General features: G+C 74.4%; 17 protein-coding genes and 2 pseudogenes. 10 read left to right on the top strand and 9 right to left on the bottom strand.

Going from position 1 to position 21,203, the window contains the following annotated elements; translation table 11 throughout:
• Positions 1-133: 133 nt before the first annotated feature.
• From OG764_RS27785 to OG764_RS27770, 4 genes are all read right to left on the bottom strand, one after another.
• Positions 134-1,597 carry an amino acid permease gene (locus OG764_RS27785; RefSeq protein WP_328971158.1) on the bottom strand — a complete coding sequence of 488 codons (1,464 nt, stop codon included), beginning with the start codon at positions 1,595-1,597 and terminating at the stop codon, positions 134-136.
• A 483-nt stretch (positions 1,598-2,080) separates the two neighbouring features.
• The gene (locus tag OG764_RS27780; protein WP_328971157.1) at positions 2,081-3,631 is read right to left on the bottom strand and encodes an APC family permease; all 1,551 of its coding nucleotides are present in this window, start codon (positions 3,629-3,631) and stop codon (positions 2,081-2,083) included.
• A gap of 44 nt (positions 3,632-3,675) precedes the next feature.
• Positions 3,676-4,617 carry a hypothetical protein gene (locus tag OG764_RS27775; protein WP_328971156.1) on the bottom strand — a complete coding sequence of 314 codons (942 nt, stop codon included), beginning with the start codon at positions 4,615-4,617 and terminating at the stop codon, positions 3,676-3,678.
• Between the two features lie 774 nt (positions 4,618-5,391).
• Positions 5,392-7,047, bottom strand: a complete 1,656-nt coding sequence (locus OG764_RS27770; protein WP_328971155.1) for an FAD-binding dehydrogenase — start codon at positions 7,045-7,047, stop codon at positions 5,392-5,394.
• Between the two features lie 83 nt (positions 7,048-7,130).
• Between OG764_RS27770 and OG764_RS27765 the strand changes: the two genes are divergently transcribed.
• From OG764_RS27765 to OG764_RS27735, 7 genes are all read left to right on the top strand, one after another.
• Complete coding sequence (locus OG764_RS27765; RefSeq protein ID WP_328971154.1) at positions 7,131-7,721, top strand: NUDIX hydrolase; 591 nt, start codon at positions 7,131-7,133, stop codon at positions 7,719-7,721.
• A gap of 21 nt (positions 7,722-7,742) precedes the next feature.
• Entirely contained in the window at positions 7,743-8,141 is a 399-nt protein-coding gene (locus OG764_RS27760; protein WP_328971153.1) for a YidH family protein, read from the top strand.
• An 89-nt stretch (positions 8,142-8,230) separates the two neighbouring features.
• Positions 8,231-8,515, top strand: a complete 285-nt coding sequence (locus tag OG764_RS27755; RefSeq protein WP_328973203.1) for a DUF202 domain-containing protein — start codon at positions 8,231-8,233, stop codon at positions 8,513-8,515.
• A 306-nt stretch (positions 8,516-8,821) separates the two neighbouring features.
• The gene (locus OG764_RS27750; protein WP_328971152.1) at positions 8,822-9,118 is read left to right on the top strand and encodes a hypothetical protein; all 297 of its coding nucleotides are present in this window, start codon (positions 8,822-8,824) and stop codon (positions 9,116-9,118) included.
• A gap of 99 nt (positions 9,119-9,217) precedes the next feature.
• Complete coding sequence (locus tag OG764_RS27745; protein WP_328971151.1) at positions 9,218-10,129, top strand: MBL fold metallo-hydrolase; 912 nt, start codon at positions 9,218-9,220, stop codon at positions 10,127-10,129.
• Positions 10,130-10,519: 390 nt separating this feature from the next.
• Positions 10,520-11,554 (top strand): phosphotransferase family protein, encoded by a 1,035-nt coding sequence (locus OG764_RS27740; protein WP_328971150.1) that lies wholly within the window; start codon positions 10,520-10,522, stop codon positions 11,552-11,554.
• Positions 11,555-11,563: 9 nt separating this feature from the next.
• Positions 11,564-12,787: an acyl-CoA dehydrogenase family protein gene (locus OG764_RS27735; RefSeq protein WP_328971149.1), complete on the top strand. Its 1,224-nt coding sequence runs from the start codon at positions 11,564-11,566 to the stop codon at positions 12,785-12,787.
• Positions 12,788-12,887: 100 nt separating this feature from the next.
• Here the strand turns inward: OG764_RS27735 and OG764_RS27730 are convergent, their stop codons facing one another.
• The 4 genes and pseudogenes from OG764_RS27730 to OG764_RS27715 form a co-directional block, all read right to left on the bottom strand.
• On the bottom strand, positions 12,888-13,490 hold the full coding sequence (locus tag OG764_RS27730; RefSeq protein ID WP_328973202.1) for a TetR/AcrR family transcriptional regulator: 603 nt from the start codon (positions 13,488-13,490) through the stop codon (positions 12,888-12,890).
• 46 nt (positions 13,491-13,536) lie between these two features.
• A pseudogene (locus OG764_RS27725) lies at positions 13,537-14,718 on the bottom strand (AMP-binding protein); the annotation flags it as partial.
• 372 nt (positions 14,719-15,090) lie between these two features.
• Positions 15,091-15,579: pseudogene (locus OG764_RS27720) on the bottom strand (AMP-binding protein); the annotation flags it as partial.
• Between the two features lie 194 nt (positions 15,580-15,773).
• A complete protein-coding gene (locus tag OG764_RS27715) occupies positions 15,774-16,547 on the bottom strand; it encodes an SDR family oxidoreductase (protein ID WP_443056070.1) in 774 nt (257 codons plus the stop codon).
• 140 nt (positions 16,548-16,687) lie between these two features.
• Between OG764_RS27715 and OG764_RS27710 the strand changes: the two genes are divergently transcribed.
• The 3 genes from OG764_RS27710 to OG764_RS27700 all read left to right on the top strand — a co-directional run bounded on the left by OG764_RS27710 (position 16,688) and on the right by OG764_RS27700 (position 20,143).
• A complete protein-coding gene (locus tag OG764_RS27710; RefSeq protein ID WP_328971147.1) occupies positions 16,688-18,043 on the top strand; it encodes an exo-beta-N-acetylmuramidase NamZ family protein in 1,356 nt (451 codons plus the stop codon).
• Positions 18,044-18,170: 127 nt separating this feature from the next.
• The gene (locus OG764_RS27705; RefSeq protein WP_328971146.1) at positions 18,171-19,502 is read left to right on the top strand and encodes a serine-threonine protein kinase; all 1,332 of its coding nucleotides are present in this window, start codon (positions 18,171-18,173) and stop codon (positions 19,500-19,502) included.
• A gap of 89 nt (positions 19,503-19,591) precedes the next feature.
• Complete coding sequence (locus OG764_RS27700; RefSeq protein ID WP_328971145.1) at positions 19,592-20,143, top strand: hypothetical protein; 552 nt, start codon at positions 19,592-19,594, stop codon at positions 20,141-20,143.
• A 219-nt stretch (positions 20,144-20,362) separates the two neighbouring features.
• On the opposite strand, the gene OG764_RS27695 is transcribed toward OG764_RS27700, so the two are convergent.
• Positions 20,363-21,148, bottom strand: a complete 786-nt coding sequence (locus OG764_RS27695) for a hypothetical protein (protein WP_328971144.1) — start codon at positions 21,146-21,148, stop codon at positions 20,363-20,365.
• Positions 21,149-21,203: the final 55 nt, after the last annotated feature.

The raw sequence follows: 21,203 nt of genomic DNA, 5'->3' as shown, positions 1-21,203 counted from the left end.
CGCGGGGAGGGTCGTACGGCCGGGGGCGCGGGCCGCCGGAGGGGGCCGTGCCGCTCACGGGCGTGGGAAGGCCCCGCGCCCGACCGTCTTCGGTTCCGGTGGTCGGGGCGGGGCTTCGCGTGGTGCGGGGCCGTCAGCGGGGGGTGTCGGCGGCCAGTTCGGCGACGCGGCGGCGGACCAGGAACCAGCCGCCGACGAGGGCGGCGGCGATCAGCGGGAGGAACTTCACCGTGGTGCGGCCCACACCGCCGTCGCACCACATCAGGACGAGGACGGTGACGAGGAAGAGCAGGGTGACGATCTGCGTGTACGGGGCCCAGGGCAGCCGGTAGGCGGGGCGGGTGACGCGGCCGTCCTGCGCGCGGCGCCAGAAGTGCAGCGAGCAGAGCATGACCATGGCCCAGGTGCCGAGGATGCCGATGGAGGCGAGGTTGAGGACGATTTCGAAGGCCTCGCCGGGCATCCAGTAGTTCAGACCGACGCCGGCGACGCCGAAGGCCGCGGTGAACAGGACGCCGCCGTAGGGGACCTTGCCCTTGTTCATGCGGGCGGTGAACTTGGGCGCGGAGCCTGCCATGGCCATCGAGCGCAGGATCCGGCCGGTGGAGTAGAGGCCGGAGTTGAGGCTGGAGAGCGCGGCGGTGAGGACCACCAGGTTCATGATGCCGGCGGTGCCGGGGATGCCGAGCTTGTCGAAGACGGTGACGAACGGGCTCTGGTCGGCCGAGTACGCGGTGTACGGGAGCAGCAGCGCGAGCAGGACCACGGAGCCGACGTAGAAGACGCCGACCCGCCACATGATCGAGTTGATGGCCTTCGGCATGATCTTCTCGGGGTTCTCGGTCTCGCCGGCGGCGACGCCGCACAGCTCGACGGAGGCGTACGCGAAGACCACGCCCTGGATGACCAGGAGCATGGGCAGGACCCCGGACGGGAAGAGGCCGCCGTTGTCGGTGACGGAGCCGATGCCGGGCACGTGGCCGTCGATCGGGTGGCTGGTCGCGACGAGGTAGATGCCGACGAGCATGAAGGCGACCAGGGCCGCGACCTTGACGATCGAGAACCAGAACTCCATCTCGCCGAAGTACCGGACCGAGATGAGGTTGGCCGCGAGGACCACCGAGAGGGCGATCAGGGCGAGGATCCACTGCGGGACGTCGCTGAACGCGGCCCAGAAGTGGGCGTAGGTGGCGGCCGCGGTGATGTCGGCGACGGTGGTCGTGGACCAGTTGAGGAAGTACAGCCAGCCCGCCGTGTACGCGCCCTTCTCGCCCATGAACTCGCGGGCGTAGCTGACGAACGCGCCGGAGGAGGGGCGGTACAGGACGAGTTCGCCGAGGGCCCGGACGACGAAGAAGGCGAAGAGGCCGCAGACCGCGTAGGCGATGGCGAGCGAGGGGCCGGCGCCGGCGAGGCGGCCGCCCGCGCCCAGGAAGAGGCCGGTGCCTATCGCTCCGCCGATCGCGATCATGTTGATGTGGCGGGACTTCAGGTCCTTGCTGTAGCCCTCGTCACCGGCATCGACGTGCGGGGACGCGGCTGCGGCCCGGTCGGTGGCGGACGCCGGGCCGGCCTCGGCCAGGGTGCGGTCGCTCATGTATCGGTTCGCCTTCGTGGAATGGGACAGGCAGGTCCGGGCGGCGGCACGGAGGCGGCCTCCGGCGCGCGGCCCGGGGCCCGCGGGGTGCGACGGTGCGCGGGTCCCGGGGCTTGGGTGTATCGGCCAAGGAGACCATGAGGGGGCGGATCGGCCAAAACCGGGAGGTCTTGATCGGTCGGGTTCGGCGGGGGCGCGGCCCGCGACGCCGCGCGGACGACAACGGCCCCGACACCTCGCGAGAGGTGTCGGGGCCGTTCGAGCCTCGCCGGCGTTTGAGGCGCGGGTCCGGGCGGAGCCCGGTGCCCGGCGCCAGCCGGGTTGTTCGTTGGGGCTCCGCCCCAAACCCCGCGCCTCAAACGCCGGCGGGGCTGGAATTGCCGCACGCAGCGCCGACAAGGCTGGGTGTTGCGCCCCCAGGGCGTCGGCGTGGGGCGGGGTTGTCCTTGGGGGCGTTGGGCCTCGGCGGGGCGCGGCCGGGGGCTAGTGGGGGGCTGGGGGCGTGTGTTCGGCGGCCTGGTCCAGGCGGAAGGCTTCGTTGCCGAGGCCGATGCGCGCATGCGCCTCCGGCTTCGTACGGCGCATCACGGCACCGTGCACCAGGCCGACGGCGACGGCGACGGCGATGACGCCCGGCAGCACCCAGTTCAGGGTGGAGCCGGGGCCCGAGCCGACCAGGACGTCGAAGTCCTTGACCGTGTAGACGGCGATGCCGAGCAGGGCGAGGCCGGCCAGGCCCGCGGCGACGAGCCGCCAGATCTGGGCGCCGGCCGCGCCGCGCCGGACGAAGAAGGCGATGACGGCGAAGGAGGCGGTGGCCATCAGCAGGATCACGCCGAGCGCGCCGACGTTGCCCATCCAGGTGAAGAGCTGCAGGACCGGGGCGGTGGGGTCGCCGACCGGCTTGTCGTCGGAGACGGCGAATGCCCCGACGACCAGGACGGAGATCACGGTCTGGAGGAGCGAGCCGGTGGCGGGGGCGCCGCTGGTGGGGCTGGTGCGGCCGAACGCGGCGGGCAGCAGGCCCTCGCGGCCCATGGCGAAGGCGTAGCGGGCGACGACGTTGTGGAAGCTGAGCATCGCGGCGAACATCCCGGTGACGAAGAGCACGTGCAGGATGTCGGTGAACGCGGTGCCGAGGCGGGCCTCGGTGAGCCCGAAGAGGAGGCCGGGGCCGGCCTTGGCGGAGCTCTCGACGATGGCGCCGGGGCCGGTGGCGACCGTCAGGGCCCAGGAGCTGAGCGCGAAGAAGAGGGCGGCGAAGCCGACGGCGAGGAACATCACCCGGGAGACGACGATGTGCGGCTTGCTGGTCTCCTCGGCGTAGACCGGGGACTGCTCGAAGCCGACGAAGGCGGCGATGCAGAAGCACAGGGCGGTGCCGAGGCCGGCGCCGCCGAGGGTCTCGGGGTTGAACGCGTGGAGCGAGAGGCCCTCCTTGCCGGGGTCGGCGAGGGCCGCGACGTCGAAGATCACGACGAGTACGCACTCGATGAGCAGCAGGACGCCGAGCACGCGCGCGTTGAGGTCGATCTTGAGCCAGCCCAGCGCGCCGGTGACGGCGACCGCCGCCAGGGCGGGTATCCACCAGGCGACCTCGGCGTCGAGGTAGGTGGCGCAGAGGCCGGAGACCTCGAACCCGAGGATCCCGTACACGCCGACCTGCATGGCGCTGTAGGCGACGAGGGCGACGAAGGAGGCGCCGGCGCCGGCGGTGGGGCCCAGTCCGCGGGCGATGTACGCGTAGAAGGCGCCGGCGTTGTGGACGTGCCGGCTCATCTCCGCGTAGCCGACGCTGAAGAGCACCAGGACGACGCCGAGGATGACGAACAGCAGGGGCTGTCCGACGATGCCCATCACGCCGAAGGTGGTCGGCATCACGCCGGCGACGACCATCAGCGGGGCGCTCGCGGCGAGCACGGAGAGCAGGAGGCCGGCCGTGCCGAGGCGGCCGGCGCGCAGGGCGCGGTCCTGTCCCTTGTAGGTGCGGATCTCCGTCGCACCGGTGAGCGTGCTGGATCTGCCCGACGTCATGGCGGGTGGTGTCCTTTCGGGTGCGCCGGCGGCGGGCCGGCGGGTCAGGCGGAGCCGAGCGCGGCGGTGCGCGCGGCGAGGAAGGCCTTGTGCGGGTCGCGGTCGGGGTACGACCAGGGGGCGCGGGTGGCGTGCCGTCCGATGCGGTGGAAGAGGGCGGCCGCCTCGGCGGGCCGGCCCTCGCAGAGTTTGGCGTGGGCCAGGAAGTTCAGGTCGATGCGGTTGCGCGGGTGGTCCTCGCGCTCCCATTCGAGCCACCAGTCGAAGGCGGACCGCAGGACCTGGCGGGCCCGGCGGCCGGACCAGTGCGCGGCGGGGTCGGGGGCGGCGCCCGCGGCGGCCAGTACGCGGTACCGCTCGGCGTGCGCGATGACGGGGAGGACGGCGAGCGGGGAGTCGGCCGGGGACTCCTCGGCGGCCCAGGCGGCGAAGTCGTAGACCTCGTGGAGCGGGTCGTGGCCGCCGGCGGGGGCGCTCTCGGCGAGACGGGCCACCATCACGTGGTGGGCGTGGTGGTGCTCCTGGTGCCGGGCACGGACCTGGTCGAAGTTGCGGCTGAACTCCTCGCTCGTGCCGAAGGCGCCGGCGAGGAGGAGCAGGCCGAGCCAGGGGGTGGGGTCGGCGGGGACCCGGGCGGCCGCGGCCGCGCAGGCCTGTTCGGCGGCTTCGGCGGAGCCCTTGCCGCGCAGGGCGGTGAACACGCCGGCGCAGGCGAGCAGGGTGGCGGCGTCGGCGCTCTCGGGTTCGGCGAGGAGCCATTCGCGGGCCCATGCGGTGGCGGCCGGGGTCTGGGCGAGGACCACGACGCGGTGTCCGCGGCGGTCCCAGTCGTCACCGGTGGCGGCCAGCAGGGACCGTACGGGCGCCCACCGGCCCTGGGTGAACTGGCCACGTACGTCGACGAGTTCGGTGTCGCACAGGGCCGGGTCGAAGAGCTGGGCGTCCTTCTTGCGGGGGCGGCCGAGAGGCGGCGGAGGGGGAGACATCCGCGGGACTTCCCTCCAGGGCGCTGCGCGTGGGTCCGGCCGACGCCGGACGGCGTCTGAATGATCACGCACAGCAAAGCGGTAGGGGTTGCTCCGAGTCAAGGTCTGAGCCATATGCTGGCGCGTTTTCAACTGCTGGCAAATCAGGATCAGTTGGCACAGGCCGGTGCACGGGTCACTGCGGGGGGGCGGGTCCGGGCGGAGCCCGGCAACCCCGCCGCACCTTTCAGCCCCTCCGGCGCTTGAGGAGCGGGTCCGGGCAGGGCCCGGCTGACCCCGCCGCACTCTCCAGCCCCTCCGGCGCTTGAGGAGCGGGTCCAGACAGGGCCCGGCTGACCCCGCCCGCACCCTCCAGCCCCTCCGGCGCTTGAGGAGCAGGTCCGGGCAGGGCCCGGCTGACCCCGCCCGCACCCTCCAGCCCCTCCGGCGCTTGAGGAGCAGGTCCGGGCAGGGCCCGGCTGACCCCGCCCGCACCCTCCAGCCCCTCCGGCGCTTGAGGAGCGGGTCCGGGCGGAGCCCGGTGCCCGGCGCCAGCCGGGTTGTTCGTTGGGGCTCCGCCCCAAACCCCGCGCCTCAAACGCCGGCGAGGCTGGGAATTGCCCGCTCGCAGCGCCGGCGAGCCCGGAGGTTGCCCCGCAGCGCCGGCGAGCCCGGAGGTTGCGCCCCGCATCGCCGGCGGGGCTGGACATGCCCGCCGCGTTTCGCGCCCGCAGGGCCGGCGGGGCTGGAATTGTGCGGCGTGGTGCGGGGAGGGCGTGGCGCGCAGGGCACCGTTCAGGCCGTGGCGCGGGCGGCGGCGCGGCCGGCGGTGCGGCCGGAGAAGAGGCAGCCGCCGAGGAAGGTGCCCTCCAGGGACCGGTAGCCGTGCACCCCGCCGCCCCCGAAGCCGGCCGCTTCGCCGGCCGCGTAGACGCCGGGCAGCGGCTCGCCGCCCTCTGCCAGGACCCGCGAGTCGAGGTCGGTCTCCAGTCCGCCGAGCGACTTGCGGGTCAGGATCGACAGCCGTACGGCGATCAGCGGGCCGGCCTTCGGGTCGAGGATCCGGTGCGGCGCGGCCGTGCGGATGAGCCGGTCGCCGAGGTACCTGCGGGCCCCGTGGATGGCGGTGACCTGGAGGTCCTTGGTGAAGGGGTGGGCGATCTCGCGGTCCCGGGCGGTGATCTCGTGGCGCAGCGCCGCCTCGTCGATCAGGTCGTCCTTGGTGATCGCGTTCATCCCGCGGACCAGGGCGCCGAGGTCCCGCTCGACCACGAAGTCGATGCCGTTGTCCATGAACGCCTTGACCGGGCCGGGGACTTCGGCGCGGGCCCGGTTGATGACGTCGCGGATCGAGCGGCCGGTCAGGTCGGGGTTCTGCTCGGAGCCGGAGAGCCCGAACTCCTTGCCGATGATGCGCTGGTTGAGCACGAACCAGGTGTGGTCGTGGCCCGTCTTCATGATGTGTTCGAGGGTGCCGAGCGTGTCGAAGCCGGGGAAGAGCGGCACGGGCAGCCGCCGCCCGGTCGCGTCCAGCCACAGCGACGAGGGGCCGGGCAGGATCCGGATGCCGTGCCGGGCCCAGATCGGGTCCCAGTTCTCGATGCCCTCGGTGTAGTGCCACATCCGGTCGCGGTTGATGTGCCGGGCCCCGGCCTCCTCCGCGATGCCCAGCATCAGCCCGTCCACGTGGGCGGGCACGCCGCTCAGGAGGCGGGCGGGCGGGGTGCCGAGCCGGGTGGGCCACTGCTTGCGGACGAGGTCGTGGTTGCCGCCGATGCCGCCGGAGGTGACGATCACGGCTTGGGCGCGCAGTTCGAAGCTGCCGACGACCTCGCGGCTGCTCGCGGCACCGCGTACGGCGGTCGAGGGCGCCAAGATCTCGCCGGTGACGGTGTCCACGGCGCCCGCGCTGCGGCCGAGCCCGGTGACCCGGTGCCGGAACGCCATCGTGACCAGGCCGCGGGCCGCTCCGATGCGGACCCGGCGGGCGAAGGGTTCGACCAGGCCGGGGCCGGTGCCCCAGGTGATGTGGAAGCGGGGCACGGAGTTGCCGTGCCCGTTGGCGTCGTAGCCGCCGCGTTCGGCCCAGCCGACCACCGGGAAGAAGCGCACCCCCTGGGCGTGCAGCCAGCTGCGCTTCTCGCCCGCGGCGAAGTCGACGTACGCCTCGGCCCAGCGGCGCGGCCAGGCGTCGTCCTCGCGGTCGAAGCCGGCGGTGCCGAGCCAGTCCTGGAGGGCGAGGTCGCGGCTGTCCCTGATCCGCATGCGGCGCTGCTCGGGCGAGTCGACGAAGAAGAGCCCGCCGAAGGACCAGTGGGCCTGGCCGCCGAGCGACTGTTCGGGCTCCTGGTCGAGCAGGATCACCTTCCGGCCCGCGTCCACGAGCTCCGCGGTGGCCGCGAGGCCCGCCAGTCCGGCCCCGATCACGATCACGTCTGCGTCGTACGCCATGCGTTTGCCGTCCTCTGTCGGTGGTGGGACAGATCCTGGCTACGCGGCGGTAACCCGTCAACACCGGTGGTTGGATGATCCGCATGAGTACCGCAGATCCCTCTGACGAGGTGCTGGACGTGGTGGACCGGCAGGACCGGGTGACGGGGCAGGCCCGGCGCGGCGAGGTGTATGCCCGCGGCCTCCTGCACCGGTGCGTGTTCGTGCAGGTCAAGGACCCCGAGGGGCGGGTTTTCGTACACCGCCGGACGGCGTCGAAGCTGGTCTTCCCGTCCCGCTACGACATGTTCGTCGGCGGGGTGCTGGGCGCCGGCGAGAGCTACGCGCAGGCCGCGCTGCGCGAGGCCGAGGAGGAGCTGGGGGTGTCCGGACTGCCGCAGCCGGTGCCGCTGTTCAAGTTCCTGTACGAGGGCGAGGGCGGCGCCTGGTGGTCGTACGTGCACGAGGTGCGCTGCGCGCTGCCGGTGTCCCCGCAGGCCTCGGAGGTGGACTGGTACGCGTATCTGGACGAGGCGGAGCTGGCCCGGCGGGCCGGCGGCACGGCCCGCGGGCGGGAACCGGGGCCGGAGCAGGGGCCGGAGCAGGAGTGGGAGTGGGTGCCGGACGGGCTGGACGCGTACCGGCGGCTGGAGGCCTTCCGTGCCGGGTGCGCCGGGGGGACGGCCGAGCGGTAGGTGCCCGGATAGATTGCCCGGATGATCGACTTCGTGAAGGACGTACGGCTCTGGTTCGCGCCGCGGCGGCTGCGTGACGAGGGCGGTACCCCCGACTACCGGTTCTCCCTCGCCAACGAGCGCACGTTCCTGGCCTGGATCAGGACCGCGCTGGCGCTGGTGGGCGGCGGCTTCGCGGTCGACCAGTTCCTGCCGGACCTGCGGTGGGGGGTCCGGGTCGGGATGGCGCTGGCGCTGCTGCTGGTGGGCGCGCTGTGCGCGTTGCGGGCCGTCAACCACTGGGTGCGGTGCGAGCGGGCCATGCGGCGCGGCGAGGACCTGCCGGTGTCGCACTTCCCGGTGGTGCTGAGCCTCGGGGTGGGCCTGGTCGCGCTGGCGATGGTGGTGGTCGTGCTGTTCGGCTGGACGGAGCCCGCGTGAGCGCGGCGGCCGCGGCGCCCGCGGGCGGCGGGGGCGGCGACGGACGGGGCGGTGACGACGGCGGGGACGGCGGTGCCCGCGATCCGGGGCTGCAGCCGGAGCGCACCCGGCTGGCGTGGCGGCGTACGACGCTGACCGCCACGGCGGTCGCCGTGCTCGCGCTCAAGCAGGGCCTGCGCGCGGGCGGCGCGCCGGTGGCGACGGCCGGCACCGCCCTGATCGCGCTGCTGTGGCTGGGGTTCCTGTGGGTGGCGCACCGGCGGATCAAGGAGCTGGCGGCGGACCGGCCGCCCGGGCTGGCCCCGCGGTCGGCGCTGGCCGGGACGCTGTGCACGGTGGCGCTGGCCGGGTTCGCGGCGGCGCTGATCCTCTGAGCCCATGCTCACGCCCGCGCCCGCGCCCGCGCTCACGTCCCCGGCGCCGGGCGGTTCGGCGGAACGGGGTCTGCCGGGACTCCGGATCCACTGACCCCGTCTGCCCGTCTGCCCGTCTGCCCGTCTGCCCGTCTGCCCGTCTGCCCGTCTGCCCGTCTGCCCGTCTGCCCACCAGCATGCCGGTGTGCCGGTGTGCCGGTGTGCCGGTGTGCCGGTGTGCCGGTGTGCCGGTGTGATGGTCGTGCTTGCCGGGGACGCGCGGACACAACAGGCGATACCGGGGCAATCAGGTCTAGCCTCGCCCGTATGACGACTCTGCACCACGAGCACCCCACCCACGAACACGCGCACGGCCCGGGCTGCGGGCACACCGAGGTGGCGCACGGCGACCACGTCGACTACGCGCACGACGGCCATCTGCACCGGGAGCATTCCGGCCACTGGGACGAATGCGAGACGGACGAGCACGTCTCCCACGACGGGCACGAGCACGCGCACGGCCGGGACTGCGGACACGACGCCGTGCCGCACGGCGACCACGTCGACTACCTGCACGACGGCCACCGGCACGCGCAGCACGACGGCCACTGGGACGACCACTGACGCGAGCGGGCGTCCGCGGGCCCGTGAGGGGCCCTCTCCCCGGGCCGGGCGGCGGCTGGCAGGATGCACGGGCCAGTCGCCGCGACCCGGGGAGAACGCATGGCCGCCGAAGAGCCGTACACCGTCCAGTTGGCACCCGAAGTGCACGCCTACATACAGCCGGACGGGGGCTGGTGCCTCAACAACGCGGGCTTCGTGAGCGACGGCGGGCGGACCCTGCTCGTCGACACCGCGGCGACCGAACCGCGGGCCCGGCGGCTGCGCGACGCGGTGGCGGAGGCCGGTGTGCCGCTGCCCGATCTGATCGTGAACACCCACCACCACGGCGACCACACGTACGGGAACTGCGTGTTCACGCCCGGGGCCACCGTGATCGGGCACGAGAACTGCCGCTCCGAGCAGCTGGACGCGGGCCACCAGCTCCATCTGATCTGGCCGCAGACCCCGTTCGGGGACATCCGCATCACCGCCCCCACCGTGACGTACTCGGACCGGCTGACCGTGCACCTCGGGGACACGGAGGTACGGGTCCTGCACCCGGGCCCCGCGCACACGGTCGGCGACTCGGTGGTGTGGCTGCCGCGCCAGGGCGTGGTGTTCACCGGCGACCTGGTCTTCGCCGGGGGCACGCCGTTCATCCCGATGGGCTCGCTGGCCGGGTCGCTGGCGGCGCTGGACTTCCTGCGCGGGCTCGGCGCGCAGACCGTCGTACCGGGGCACGGGCCGCTGACCGACCCGTCCGCGTACGACGCCACCGAGCGGTACCTGCGGTACGTGCTCACGCTCGCGGAGGCCGGGCGGGCCAAGGGGCTGACCCCGCTGGAGGCCGCGCAGCAGGCGGACCTGGGCGAGTTCGCCGGGTGGCGGGAGAGCGAGCGGCTGGTCGCGAACCTGCACCGGGCGTACGCGGAACTGGACGGGGCGCCGGGCGGCAGCCGGCTGGACGCGATCGCGGTGTTCACCGACATGGCGGTGATGAACGGGGGCGTGCCGGTGAGCTGCCACGCCTGACGGGCGGCCGGGGGGCGGCGGGTCGGCCGGGGCGGCCGGGGCGGCCGGGCCGGAGTGGTCCGGGCCGCCGGGCCACCGGGAGTGGCCGGAGTCACCGGCCGCCGGGAACGGCCGGGGTGACCGGAGTCGCCGGAACCCGGGGTGACCGGAGTCGCCGGAGCCCGGGGTGACCGGAGTGGCCGGAGCCCCGCGTGGCCCGCGTCGCCGAAACCCCGCGTGGCCCGCGTCGCCAGCCCCGTGCGGCCCGCGTCGCCGAAGCCCCGGGTGGCCGGATCCGCTGCTCGGGGCGGCGGAATCCGGCCCGCCCCCTGGACGGCATACCGACTGGTCGGCATGATGGCCCGAGATCGTCACCACGGGACCCGTCCACTCCGCACGGAGGTACGCACCATGACGCCAGCGACCCCGGCCGCCGCCCCCAGGGGCCTGGACCCGGACCGGTTGCGCGCCCATCTGGAGCGCGTCCGGCCCGGCCTGACCGGCGGGCCGCTGACCGCCCGGCTGATCGAGGGCGGCCGCTCCAACCTCACGTACGAGGTGACCGACGGCTCCGCCCGCTGGGTGGTGCGGCGCCCACCGCTGGGGCACGTGCTGGCCACCGCGCACGACATGGGCCGCGAGCACCGCGTGATCGCGGCCCTGCACGGGACGGCCGTGCCCGTGCCGGCGCCGCTGCTGCTGTGCGAGGACGACTCCGTGCTCGGGGCGCCGTTCTACGTCATGGAGTTCGTCGAGGGCGTCCCGTACCGGACCGCGGGGCAGCTGGCGGCGCTCGGCCCGGAGCGCACCCGGCAGGCCGTGCTGGGCCTGGTGGACACGCTGGTGGAGCTGCACGCGGTGGACCCGGCCGCGGTCGGGCTGGCGGACTTCGGGCGGCCCGAGGGCTTCCTGGACCGGCAGCTGCGCCGCTGGGGCAAGCAGCTCGCGGCCTCGCGCGGGCGCGAACTGGCCGGCATCGACGAGTTGCACGGCGCGCTGGGCCGCGCGCTGCCGCACTCCCCCGCGCCGGCCGTCGTCCACGGCGACTTCCGACTGGACAACGTGCTGATCGGCGCCGACGACTCGATCCGGGCGGTGCTGGACTGGGAGATGTCCACGCTCGGCGACCCGCTGACGGACCTCGGGCTGCTGGCGATGTACAGCTCCGACCTGGGGCTGACGGATTCCCCGGTGAGCACGACGAGCGGCGCCCCGGGGCATCCGGCGCCGGCCGAGCTGATCGAGCGGTACGCCGCCCGGTCCGGCCGGGACACCGGGGAGATCTCCTGGTACACGGCGTTCGCCTGGTTCAAACTCGCCGTGATCCTGGAGGGCATCCACTACCGCTTCACGCTGGGCCAGACCGTCGGCGCCGGCTTCGACCGGATCGGCGAACTGGTCCCGGTCTTCATCGCACACGGCCTGACCACCCTCCAGGAAGGCTGAGAGACCGCCATGGACTTCGCATTCGACGCACGCACCGAGGAGCTGCGGGAGCGGCTGCTCGCCTTCATGGACGCGTACGTGTACCCGGCCGAGGCGGTCGCCGAGGAGCAGCGGGCCAAGCTCGCCTCGCCGTGGGACACCCCGCCGGTCGTCGCGGAACTGAAGGCTCAGGCCCGGCGGCAGGGGCTGTGGAACCTCTTCCTGCCCGACGCCGAGCACGGCGCGGGACTGACCAACCTGCAGTACGCGCCGCTCGCCGAGATCACCGGCCGCAGCCCGCAGCTCGCGCCGACGGCCCTCAACTGCGCGGCCCCGGACACCGGGAACATGGAACTGCTGGCCCAGTTCGGCAGCCCGGCGCAGCGCGCGCAGTGGCTGGCGCCGCTGCTGGCCGGGGAGATCCGCTCGGCCTTCGCGATGACCGAGCCCGAGGTGGCCTCCTCGGACGCCACGAACATCGAGACCCGGATCGAACGGACCCCTGACGGGGGCTCGTACGTGGTCACCGGACGCAAGTGGTACATCTCCGGGGCGATGAACCCGGACTGCCGGATCTTCATCGTGATGGGCCAGACCGACCCCGACGGCGCCGACCCGCGCCGCCGCCAGTCGATGATCCTCGTGCCGCGGGACACCCCCGGCGTCGAGGTACGGCGGGCGATGACCGTCTACGGGTACGAGGACCACTACCACGGCGGGCACGCCGAGGTCCGCTTCGACGGGGTACGGGTACCCGCCGACAGCCTGATCGGCGAGGAGGGCGGCGGATTCGCCATCGCCCAGGCCCGGCTCGGCCCGGGCCGGATCCACCACTGCATGCGGCTGATCGGCATGGCGGAGCGCGCGATCGAGCTGATGTGCCGGCGGGCGGTGGCCCGCACCGCCTTCGGCAAGCCGCTCGCCGCGCAGGGCGTCGTGCAGAACTGGATCGCGGACGCGCGGGTGACGGTGGAGCAGCTGCGCCTGCTGGTGCTGAAGACGGCCTGGCTGATGGACACGGTCGGCAACCGCGGGGCGCACACCGAGATCCAGGCCATCAAGATCGCCACCCCGCGGGCGGTGGCGGACATCCTCGACCGGGCGGTCCAGCTGCACGGCGCGGGCGGGGTGAGCCAGGACTTCCCGCTGGCGGAACTGTGGGCGGCGGCGCGCACCCTGAGACTGGCCGACGGGCCCGACGAGGTCCACCAGCGGTCGCTGGCCCGGCAGGAACTCAAGAGGTACGGGGTGTAGGGGGCTCGGGTCGAGGTCCGCGTACGCGCCCCTGAGCCGTGTCAGGGGCGCGAGGGTGGGGCGCGGCTTCAGGGGCGCGGCTTCAGGGGGGCAGGCGGCTTCAGGGGCGCAGGGCTCGCAGCAGGAGGTCCGCCATGTGGTCGGCGACCTGCTGCGCGCTCAGTTCGCCGTCCGCCCGGTACCAGGTGGACAGGTGGTGCACGGAACCGAAGTGGTAGTCCACCACCAGGTCGGCGGGGGTGTCGGTGGAGAAGACCCCGCCGCGCTGCCCCTCCTCGACCAGGGCCCGGAACCGCTCGTGGTAGCGCCGTCGTTCCGCCCTGACCTGCTTGCTCTTCTCGGGGCTGAGCTGGTGCATCGACCGGAAGAAGATCATCGCGTCGTCGAGGTTCTCGATGGTGGTGACGACGACGTCGGCGGCCGCTGCACGCAGCCGCTCCTCGACCGGGCCGCCGGAGCCGGCGATCGCGTCGAGCCGCTCCTGCTGGAGGCGCAGCATGCGCGCGTACACCTCGTGCAGCAGGTCGTCCTTCGAGCCGAAGTAGTGGTAGAGCGCGCCCTTGGTGACGCCGGCGGCCTCGACGATCTCCTGGACGGAGGTCCGGTCGTAGCCGCGTTCGGCGAACAGCCGGGTGGCGACTGCCATCAGCCGCTGCGGCACGGGCGTCTCGTCCTCGCCGCCGCCGCCCGTTCCCGTGGTCATGGCCATGTCCGCCGCCTCTCCTGGCTTGCCGGTCGTACGCGGGAACTCAGCCACGTGCGCGCAGCTCCCGCCGCAGGATCTTCCCACTCGTGGTCGTGGGCAGCACCGGGAGGATCTCCACTTCGCGCGGGTACTTGTACGCGGCCAGCCTGGCGGCGCAGTACGCCGCCAGTTCGTCGGGGTCGGCCGTCGCACCGGGCCGCAGGCTCACGTACGCCTTGACGGTCTCGCCGCGGTACGCGTGCGGGACGCCGACGACGGCGGCCTCGCGGACGGCGGGGTGCGTGTAGAGCACGTCCTCGACCTCGCGCGGCCACACCTTGAAGCCGGAGGCGATGATCATGTCCTTCTTGCGGTCGACGACGTACAGCCAGCCGTCGGGGTCCATGAACCCGATGTCGCCGGTGCGCAGTTCGCCGCCGGGGAAGGCGGCCGCGGTGGCGTCGGGCAGCCGCCAGTAGCCGGGCACCACCTGGGGGCCGCGTACGACGATCTCGCCGGGCTCGCCGAAGGGCACCTCGGCGCCCTGCTCGTCGACGATGCGCACGACCGTGTCGGGGCCGGGCGCGCCGACCGAGAGGGTGCCGGTGGCCGGGTCCACGGGAGCCTCGCGGTGCGGGGGCACGGAGGCGCAGGGCGCGGTGCACTCGGTGAGCCCGTAGCCGTTGCGCAGGTGGACGCCGTAGTCGGCGCGCAGCCGGGCGACGAGCGCGGGCGGCAGCGGGGCGCCGCCGGAGGACAGGATCCGGAACGAGGAGAAGTGGTCGCGCGTGCTGTCGGGGTGCGCGGCCAGGGCCGTGAAGGCGGTGGCCGGGCCGATGGCGTACGCCGGCCGGTGCTCGCGGAAAGCGTCGAGGACCACGCCGGCCTCGAAGCGGTGGGCGAGCGCGAGGGTGCCGGCGTTGACGAAGCAGGCGGCGAGCTCGCAGACCATGCCGGTGATGTGGAACAGCGGCGCGAGGGCGAAGTAGCAGGACCCCTCGGGCAGCCCGTGCGCGGCCCGCTGCCGTTCGGCGTTGTACGTGAGCGCCCCGTGCGGGTTCATGGCGCCCTTGGGGGTGCCGCTGGTGCCGGAGGTATAGCTGAGCAGCGCGATGTCGCCCGGGCCGGGCTCGGCCACGTCCGGCGCGGGGTGGCCGCGGCGGGCCACCTCCACCAGGTCGTCCGCGTCGCCCGGCACGGCCAGCCGGGGCCCTCCGGGCAGGGTCCGCAGATCGTCACGGCCTTGCATCGTGTGCACGTCGACGGTGAGCACGGCGAGCCCGCCCGGCACGCCTGCACTGCGCGCAGCCACCGGCCTGCTGCGCTCACCGCCCGACCCCGCCGGGGTAAGGCCTCCACTCCCCGACCCCGCCGGGGCAGGGGGCCCGTTCCAGCCTCGCCGGCGTTTGAGGCGCGGGTCCGGGCGGAGCCCGGTGCCCGGCGGAGCCGGGTTGTCCTTGGGGCTCCGCCCCAAACCCCGCGCCTCAAACGCCGGCGAGGCTGGAAATTGCACCTCGCTAGCCGCCAAGGCTGGGGACTGCACCCCGCCAGCCGGCAAGGCTGGAGGTTGCGCCCCGCCAGCCGGTGAGGCTGGGGGTGTGTCGCGGTCGGCCGGTGAGGGGGCTGCGGTCGAGGCGACCGTGGCGCGGAGGTAGGTTTCCCAGGCTCGGTCGGAGCAGATCAGCGCAGCCGGCTCCGCGTCCCGCAACACGTGCGCCACCTCCCCACCCCGGTACATCGGATTGACCGGCACCACGATCGCCCCCGCCTTCCAGGCGGCGAGCACCGCGAGCACGAAGTGCGGGGTGTTCTGGAGCATGACGGCGACCCGGTCCCCGGCCCGCACCCCGCGCGCGGCAAGGTGCCCGGCGATGGAGTCGGACAGCGCGTCGGCCTCCCGGTAACTGACCCGCCCGTCGAAGTAGGCGAGCGCGACCCGCTCGGGGGCCCGCCCGACGGCGTCCCGGAAGGCACGCAGCACGCTCGGCCCGGGGCTCACCGGCGCCAGCTGCGCCGCACTGAGCAGCCCGAGCCACGGCTTGGCCGCGTACCGCGACCCGACCGGCACCCCGGGCCGGACCCCGGACCCCGGCCCCGCCCCGGGCACCGACCCTGACCCCGGCCCCGGCCCCGGCCCTGACGCCGACCCTGACCCCGGCCCCGGTCCCGACGCCGACCCTGGCCCTGGCCCCGGCCTCGGTCCCGACGCCGACCTCGCCCCCGACCCTGGCCTCGGTCCCGACCCCGACCGAGGCCCCGACCCCGCCGCTGACCCCGGTCCCGCCGTCGCCCCCAGGTGTGTCATCCGTCCTCCCACTTCTGTTGCAGGTGGTTCATACTGCCGAGCCACCGATCGGGGTTCGTTGCCCGGGTCGCGTAGTAGTCGGCCACCTCGGGGTGCGGGAGGATCAGGAAGGTGCCCTTCGCCATGCCGTCGAACAGCGCGTCGGCCACCGCCTCGGGCGTGATCGCCGTGGGGGCGAGGACGAGTTCGCCCGCGCTGCCCGCCGCGGTGAGCATGTCGGTGCGCACGCCCTGCGGGCAGATGGCGTGCACGTCGACGCCCCGGTGCCGGTAGGTCAGCGAGAGCCACTCCGCGAAGGCGAGCGCGCCGTGCTTGGTGACGCTGTACGGGGCCGCCCCGATCATGGTGAGCAGCCCGGCGGCGGAGACCGTGGAGACGAAGCGGCCGCTGCCGCGCTCCAGCCAGTGCGGCAGCAGGGCACGGGCGGCGCGCACGTGCGCCATCACGTTGGTGTCCCAGGCCGCCTCCCACACCTCTTCGGCGGCGAAGGCGTCGCCCGGCGAGCCCAGCCCGGCGTTGGCGCAGTACACGTCGACGGCCCCGCCGAGCGCTTCGCGGGCCCGGTCGGCGACGTCCGAGGCGTCGCCGGGCAGCGCGCGGGCCCCGCCGCCGAGTTCGGCGGCCACGGCTGCGGCCTTCTCCGGGTCGAGGTCGTTCACGACGACCCGCGCGCCCTCCGCGGCGAACCGGCGGGCCAGCGCGGCCCCGATGCCGCCGCCCGCGCCGGTCACGACCACGCCCTGTCCCTCGAAAGCGCCCACGGGAACCACCTCTCTGCCGGATACCCGGCCGACCGCCGGACCAGCGGCAGACTAACCAGTCGGTATGTACGGCCGGAAGGGGTGGAACCGGCCGGAACCCGGCCGCGCGGACCCGGCCCGCTCCCCCGCCCCGCCCTACGGTGGGCGCCATGACGACGCTGTCACGACGCGCATTGCTGGCACTGACGGGAGCGGCCGGGGTCGCGGGCGCGGCGCACGCGGCGCACGCGGCGCCGGGAGCAGCCGCTGCCGCCTCCTCCCCGGCCGCTTCCCGCGTCTCCTCCCCCGCCGCCGCTTCTCCCGCCACCACTGCGCGCACCGCCGCTCCTCCCGTCGCCGCCGCCGGCCACGACCGGGGCCCCGTGCGCACGGGGTTCGCACGCCTCGCGGAGTCCGGATACGCCGCACTGTCCGGCCGCCGCGTCGGCGTCGTCACCAACCCGACGGGGATCACGGCGGACGGCCACCACATCGTGGACGTCATGCACGCGGACGACCGGGTGGATCTGGTCGCGGTGTTCGGCCCCGAGCACGGCTTCCGGGGCACCGCGCAGGCCGGCTCCTCCGAGGGACCGTCCCGGGATCCGGCGACCGGGCTGCCGGTGTACGACGTCTACGGGCTGCGCGGCCGCCCGCTCACGGACGTGTTCACGGCCGCCGGGGTCGACACCGTCGTCTTCGACATCCAGGACGTCGGCGCCCGCTTCTACACGTACATCTGGACCCTGTACGACTGCATGGAGGCGGCCGCGTCGGCCGGTCTCGCCGTGGTGGTGCTGGACCGCCCCAACCCGGTGGGCGGCCGGCAGGCGTGCGGCCCGGTGCTGGAGCCGGCGTACGCGACCTTCGTGGGGCGGGCGCCCATCGCGCTCTGCCACGGGATGACGGCGGGCGAGTTGGCCGGGCTGTTCCGCGCCGAATTCCTGTCCGGCGGGCCGGAGTTGGACGTCGTACGGATGGAGGGGTGGCGGCGGGACGCGTTCTTCGACGGTACCGGGCTGCCGTGGGTGCCGCCCAGCCCCAACATGCCCACGCCCGACACCGCCCTCGTGTACCCGGGGACCTGCCTGTTCGAGGCCACCAACCTGTCCGAGGGCCGTGGCACCACCCGCCCCTTCGAACTGCTGGGCGCGGAAGGGGTGGACCGGCGGTGGGCGGCGGCCGCGGACGCGCTCGGGCTGCCGGGCGTCTGGGTGCGGGAGGCCCATTTCACGCCGGTGTTCTCGAAGTTCAAGGACCGGACCGTGGGCGGGGTGCGGCTGCTGGTCCACGACCGCGAGGCGTACGACCCGGTGCTGACGGGCATCGGCCTGCTCGTGACCGCGCGCCGGACCTGGCCCGGTTTCGCCTGGCGGGCGGACCGCTGGATCGACCGGCTGACCGGCTCGGACCGGGTCCGGACGCTGATCGACTCGGGCGCGGAACCGGCGGAGGTGGCCGCCGACTGGCAGCCGGGGCTGGCCCGGTTCCGCGCGGTGCGCGCACGCCACCTGCTCTACCCGTAGGACACGCCGCCTGATCCGCCCGCACGAGGTGCGCGGGTGTTCTCCTGTCACGTCTCTGGCCGGGCGGCGGCGGCAGCGGGATGCTGGAGCTCCGGTGCACTGCCTCGGCTTCGCGGAGGGGGACGTCATGTCGGGTGTGGGTGTGGGGCCGTTCACGGAGCTGACCTTCGACGCCGACGGGGATCCGGATCCCGGGCAGCGGGCGGCGCTGCTCCGGCTGGACGCCACCGACCTGGTCGTCTTCTCGCACGGCTGGAACAGCGACCGGTCGGTCGCCACCCGGCTCTACGACCGGTTCTTCGCACCGTTCCCGGAGCTGGCCGCCCCAGGAGTCCGGCTCGGGTACGCGGGGGTGCTGTGGCCGGCCATGAGGTTCTCGGACGAGCCGATCCCGGACTTCGATCCCCCGAAGGCGGCGGGCGGACGGGAGTCCGGCCCCGCCCTGGACGCGGCGACCCGGGCGGCCCTCGGGGAGTTCTGGCCGGGCCGCGGGCCGGAGCTCGACCGGATCGCCGAACTCCTGCGCCTCCAGCCCGAGTCGGAGGCCGCGTTCGCCGAATTCGGGTCGCTGGTACGGTCGCTGGCCGGACTCCCGGACGGCCTGGTGACGGCGACGACGGCAGCCACAGCGTCGGCTACGACGGCGGTCGCCGGTTCCGCGGGCGGCGGCGGGCAGGTGCCCGCGATCTTCGGCGCCGACACGCTGGGCGTGTGCGCGGACTTCACGCAGGCACTCGTCGAGTCGGGGGCCGCGCCGCCGTCCCCGGGCGGGGCCGCGGCTTCGCTGAGCGGCGGCCTGCGCACCCTGTGGAACGGCGGCAAGGAACTGCTGCGGCAGGCCACTTACTACACGATGAAGAAGCGGGCCGGCCACATCGGCGAGCACGGGCTCGGACCCGTACTGGGTCAGCTCGCCCGGACCCGGCCCGCGCTGCGCGTCCACCTCGTGGGGCACAGCTTCGGCGCCCGACTGGTGTCCTGCTCACTGCGCGGACTGCCGCCGGAGGTCCGTACCGTGAAGTCCCTGACGCTCCTTCAGGGCGCCTTTTCCCATTACGCGTTCGCCGCCTCGCTGCCGCACGAGCGGCGCCGGGGCGGGCATCTGGGCGGGCTGCACGGCCGGGTGGACGGGCCGGTGGTGTCGTGCCATTCGCGGCACGACTCGGCGCTGGGGGTGTTCTATCCGCTGGCCTCGCGGCTGGCCCGGGACTCGGCCGGGTTCTCCGCGTCCGACGCCCGCTGGGGCGCGATGGGCCACGACGGCATCCACGCGGTGCCCGGCGCGGTACGGCTGACCCTGGACGCGGCGCTGCGCGACGGGCTGCCGCGTACGGGCTGCGTCAGCGTGGACGCGGCGGCGGTGGTACGGCGGGGAGGGGCGCCCTCGGGGGCGCACAGCGACATCTGCCACGCCGAACTCGCCCGGGTGGTGGTCGAAGCGGGGCGCTTCGGGCGCTGAGATCCCGCCAATGCCTCCGGGGCGCCCCTCCGTGCCCGCATGCCCCCCGACCGCGCCGGGCATGTTCGTGCGAGGGAGGTGGCGGTGCGATGGCAGGATTCCGGAGTCTGGCCGGCCAGGTACGCGACGTCCGCAACGACCGGGCCCTGCGGCGCCATTCCCTGCGCCGCTGCCTGGAGCGCTTCGCCCCGTACGGGCACCGGGCGACCTGGTGGCACCTGTGCGACCGGCACGGCATCGGCCCCGAGGACCGGGCGGCCGACCCGCTGCGGCTGGTGGCGGCCCTGGAGGAGCTGGAGGAGGCCCGCGGGGTCTGGCTGGCGTACGAGAGGGAGTTCGCGGAGCGGCGGCGCCGGGAGAAGCACCACGGGCTCAGGCGCCCGGACTGGGCGTGGCACGGGGAGCCCGCGGTGGTGCGCTGCGCCGATCCCGACGTACGGCCCGAGGGCACGCTCCCCGATGTGCTGCGGCGGCTGGTACGGGCCCTGGAGGCGGAGGATCCCGGCACGGTCTGCCCGGTGTGCGGGGAGGCCGAACTGCTGTGGCCGCACCCGCGGCCGGCGACGGAACCCTGGCACGGACCGGTGTGCCGCGGCTGCGGCATCGTGGTCCCGCGACCGGCCGTGACGGGCGGGACGTGACACGTCCGGCGACGCACCCGGGGCCGGCTCGGGTCCGGCGGGCGCGGCACGGGGGTGTGGGTGACGTGACGGCCGACGTGACGGCCCGGGCGGCGGGTCGGGTGAAGAGGCCCAGGTGAAGGCCCGGGTGGCTCTGAACGGGATGCGTTCGGCGGCGGGCGGGCCGGCGGTGCCGCAGTCTCCGCGTCCGTCGGTGCCGTCGGCGGCGGCCTCGAACGCTCAGCTGGTGGCGGGGGCCCTGTCCCAGATCTCGTCGGTCCAGCGGTCCTCGTAGGGCAGGTCCAGCAGGCCGGTCTTGAAGCGGAGCATCGGGTCGGCGCCGCAGGCCCGCAGCCGCGCGGGAGCGTTCTCCCGGACCCAGGCCCGGAGTTCGTTGACGGGCTCCTCGCGGGTGGAGTCCGTCCAGGAGCCGAACACGGTGGGCTCGTCTCCGATCAGGTCGTCGATGTACGTGCTCAGGTAGGCGTCCAGGTGCGCGTCGGCCGGTCCGCCCAGGGGCTGCTCGGCCCACCGGGCGAGGTACGGGGTGACGGTGGAGTGCACGGTCACGCAGCACTCGAACACGTCGCCGGCGTCCTGGACCGGCTGTTCGGCGGCCAGGGTGTCGGTCCACCAGGCGTCCAGGAAGCCGGCCAGTGCGGCGGCCTGGTCGGCCGGCCAGTCGCGCCAGCCGCTGGCGCCGAGCCCGGCCAGGAAGTGCCCCCAGGCGTGCAGCCACCCCTCGGCCAGCCCTTCGGCGACCTGGGGCAACAGCCGGCGCATGACCGCCGGATGGTCGTCGTAGTGGCTGGGGACCTCGTGCAGGAAGTACGAGACGGCGTCGCGGGTCAGCGGCACGTCCGGGACCCGCAGCAGCGCGACGTCCGACTCCGCGTGGCAGTACCCGCAGCCGGTCTCGCCGCGGCTCACGTGCCCCGCGAACACGTCCCCGATCCGGCGGACGGCGGCGACGAGCGCTGGGGACGGCGCATACGGGGTGGGCTTCGCGGGGTCAGGTGTCGTCATGGGTCGTCCAATGGCTCGGTACGGCAACCCCCGGCCTGCCGGGTCGGCGCGCGAG

Origin of the sequence: Streptomyces sp. NBC_00239, from assembly GCF_036194065.1 — a bacterium.
Classification (GTDB): Bacteria; Actinomycetota; Actinomycetes; order Streptomycetales; family Streptomycetaceae; genus Streptomyces.
Note: the sequence above shows the minus strand (reverse complement) of the source record. Positions and strands in the feature narration are given on the sequence as shown.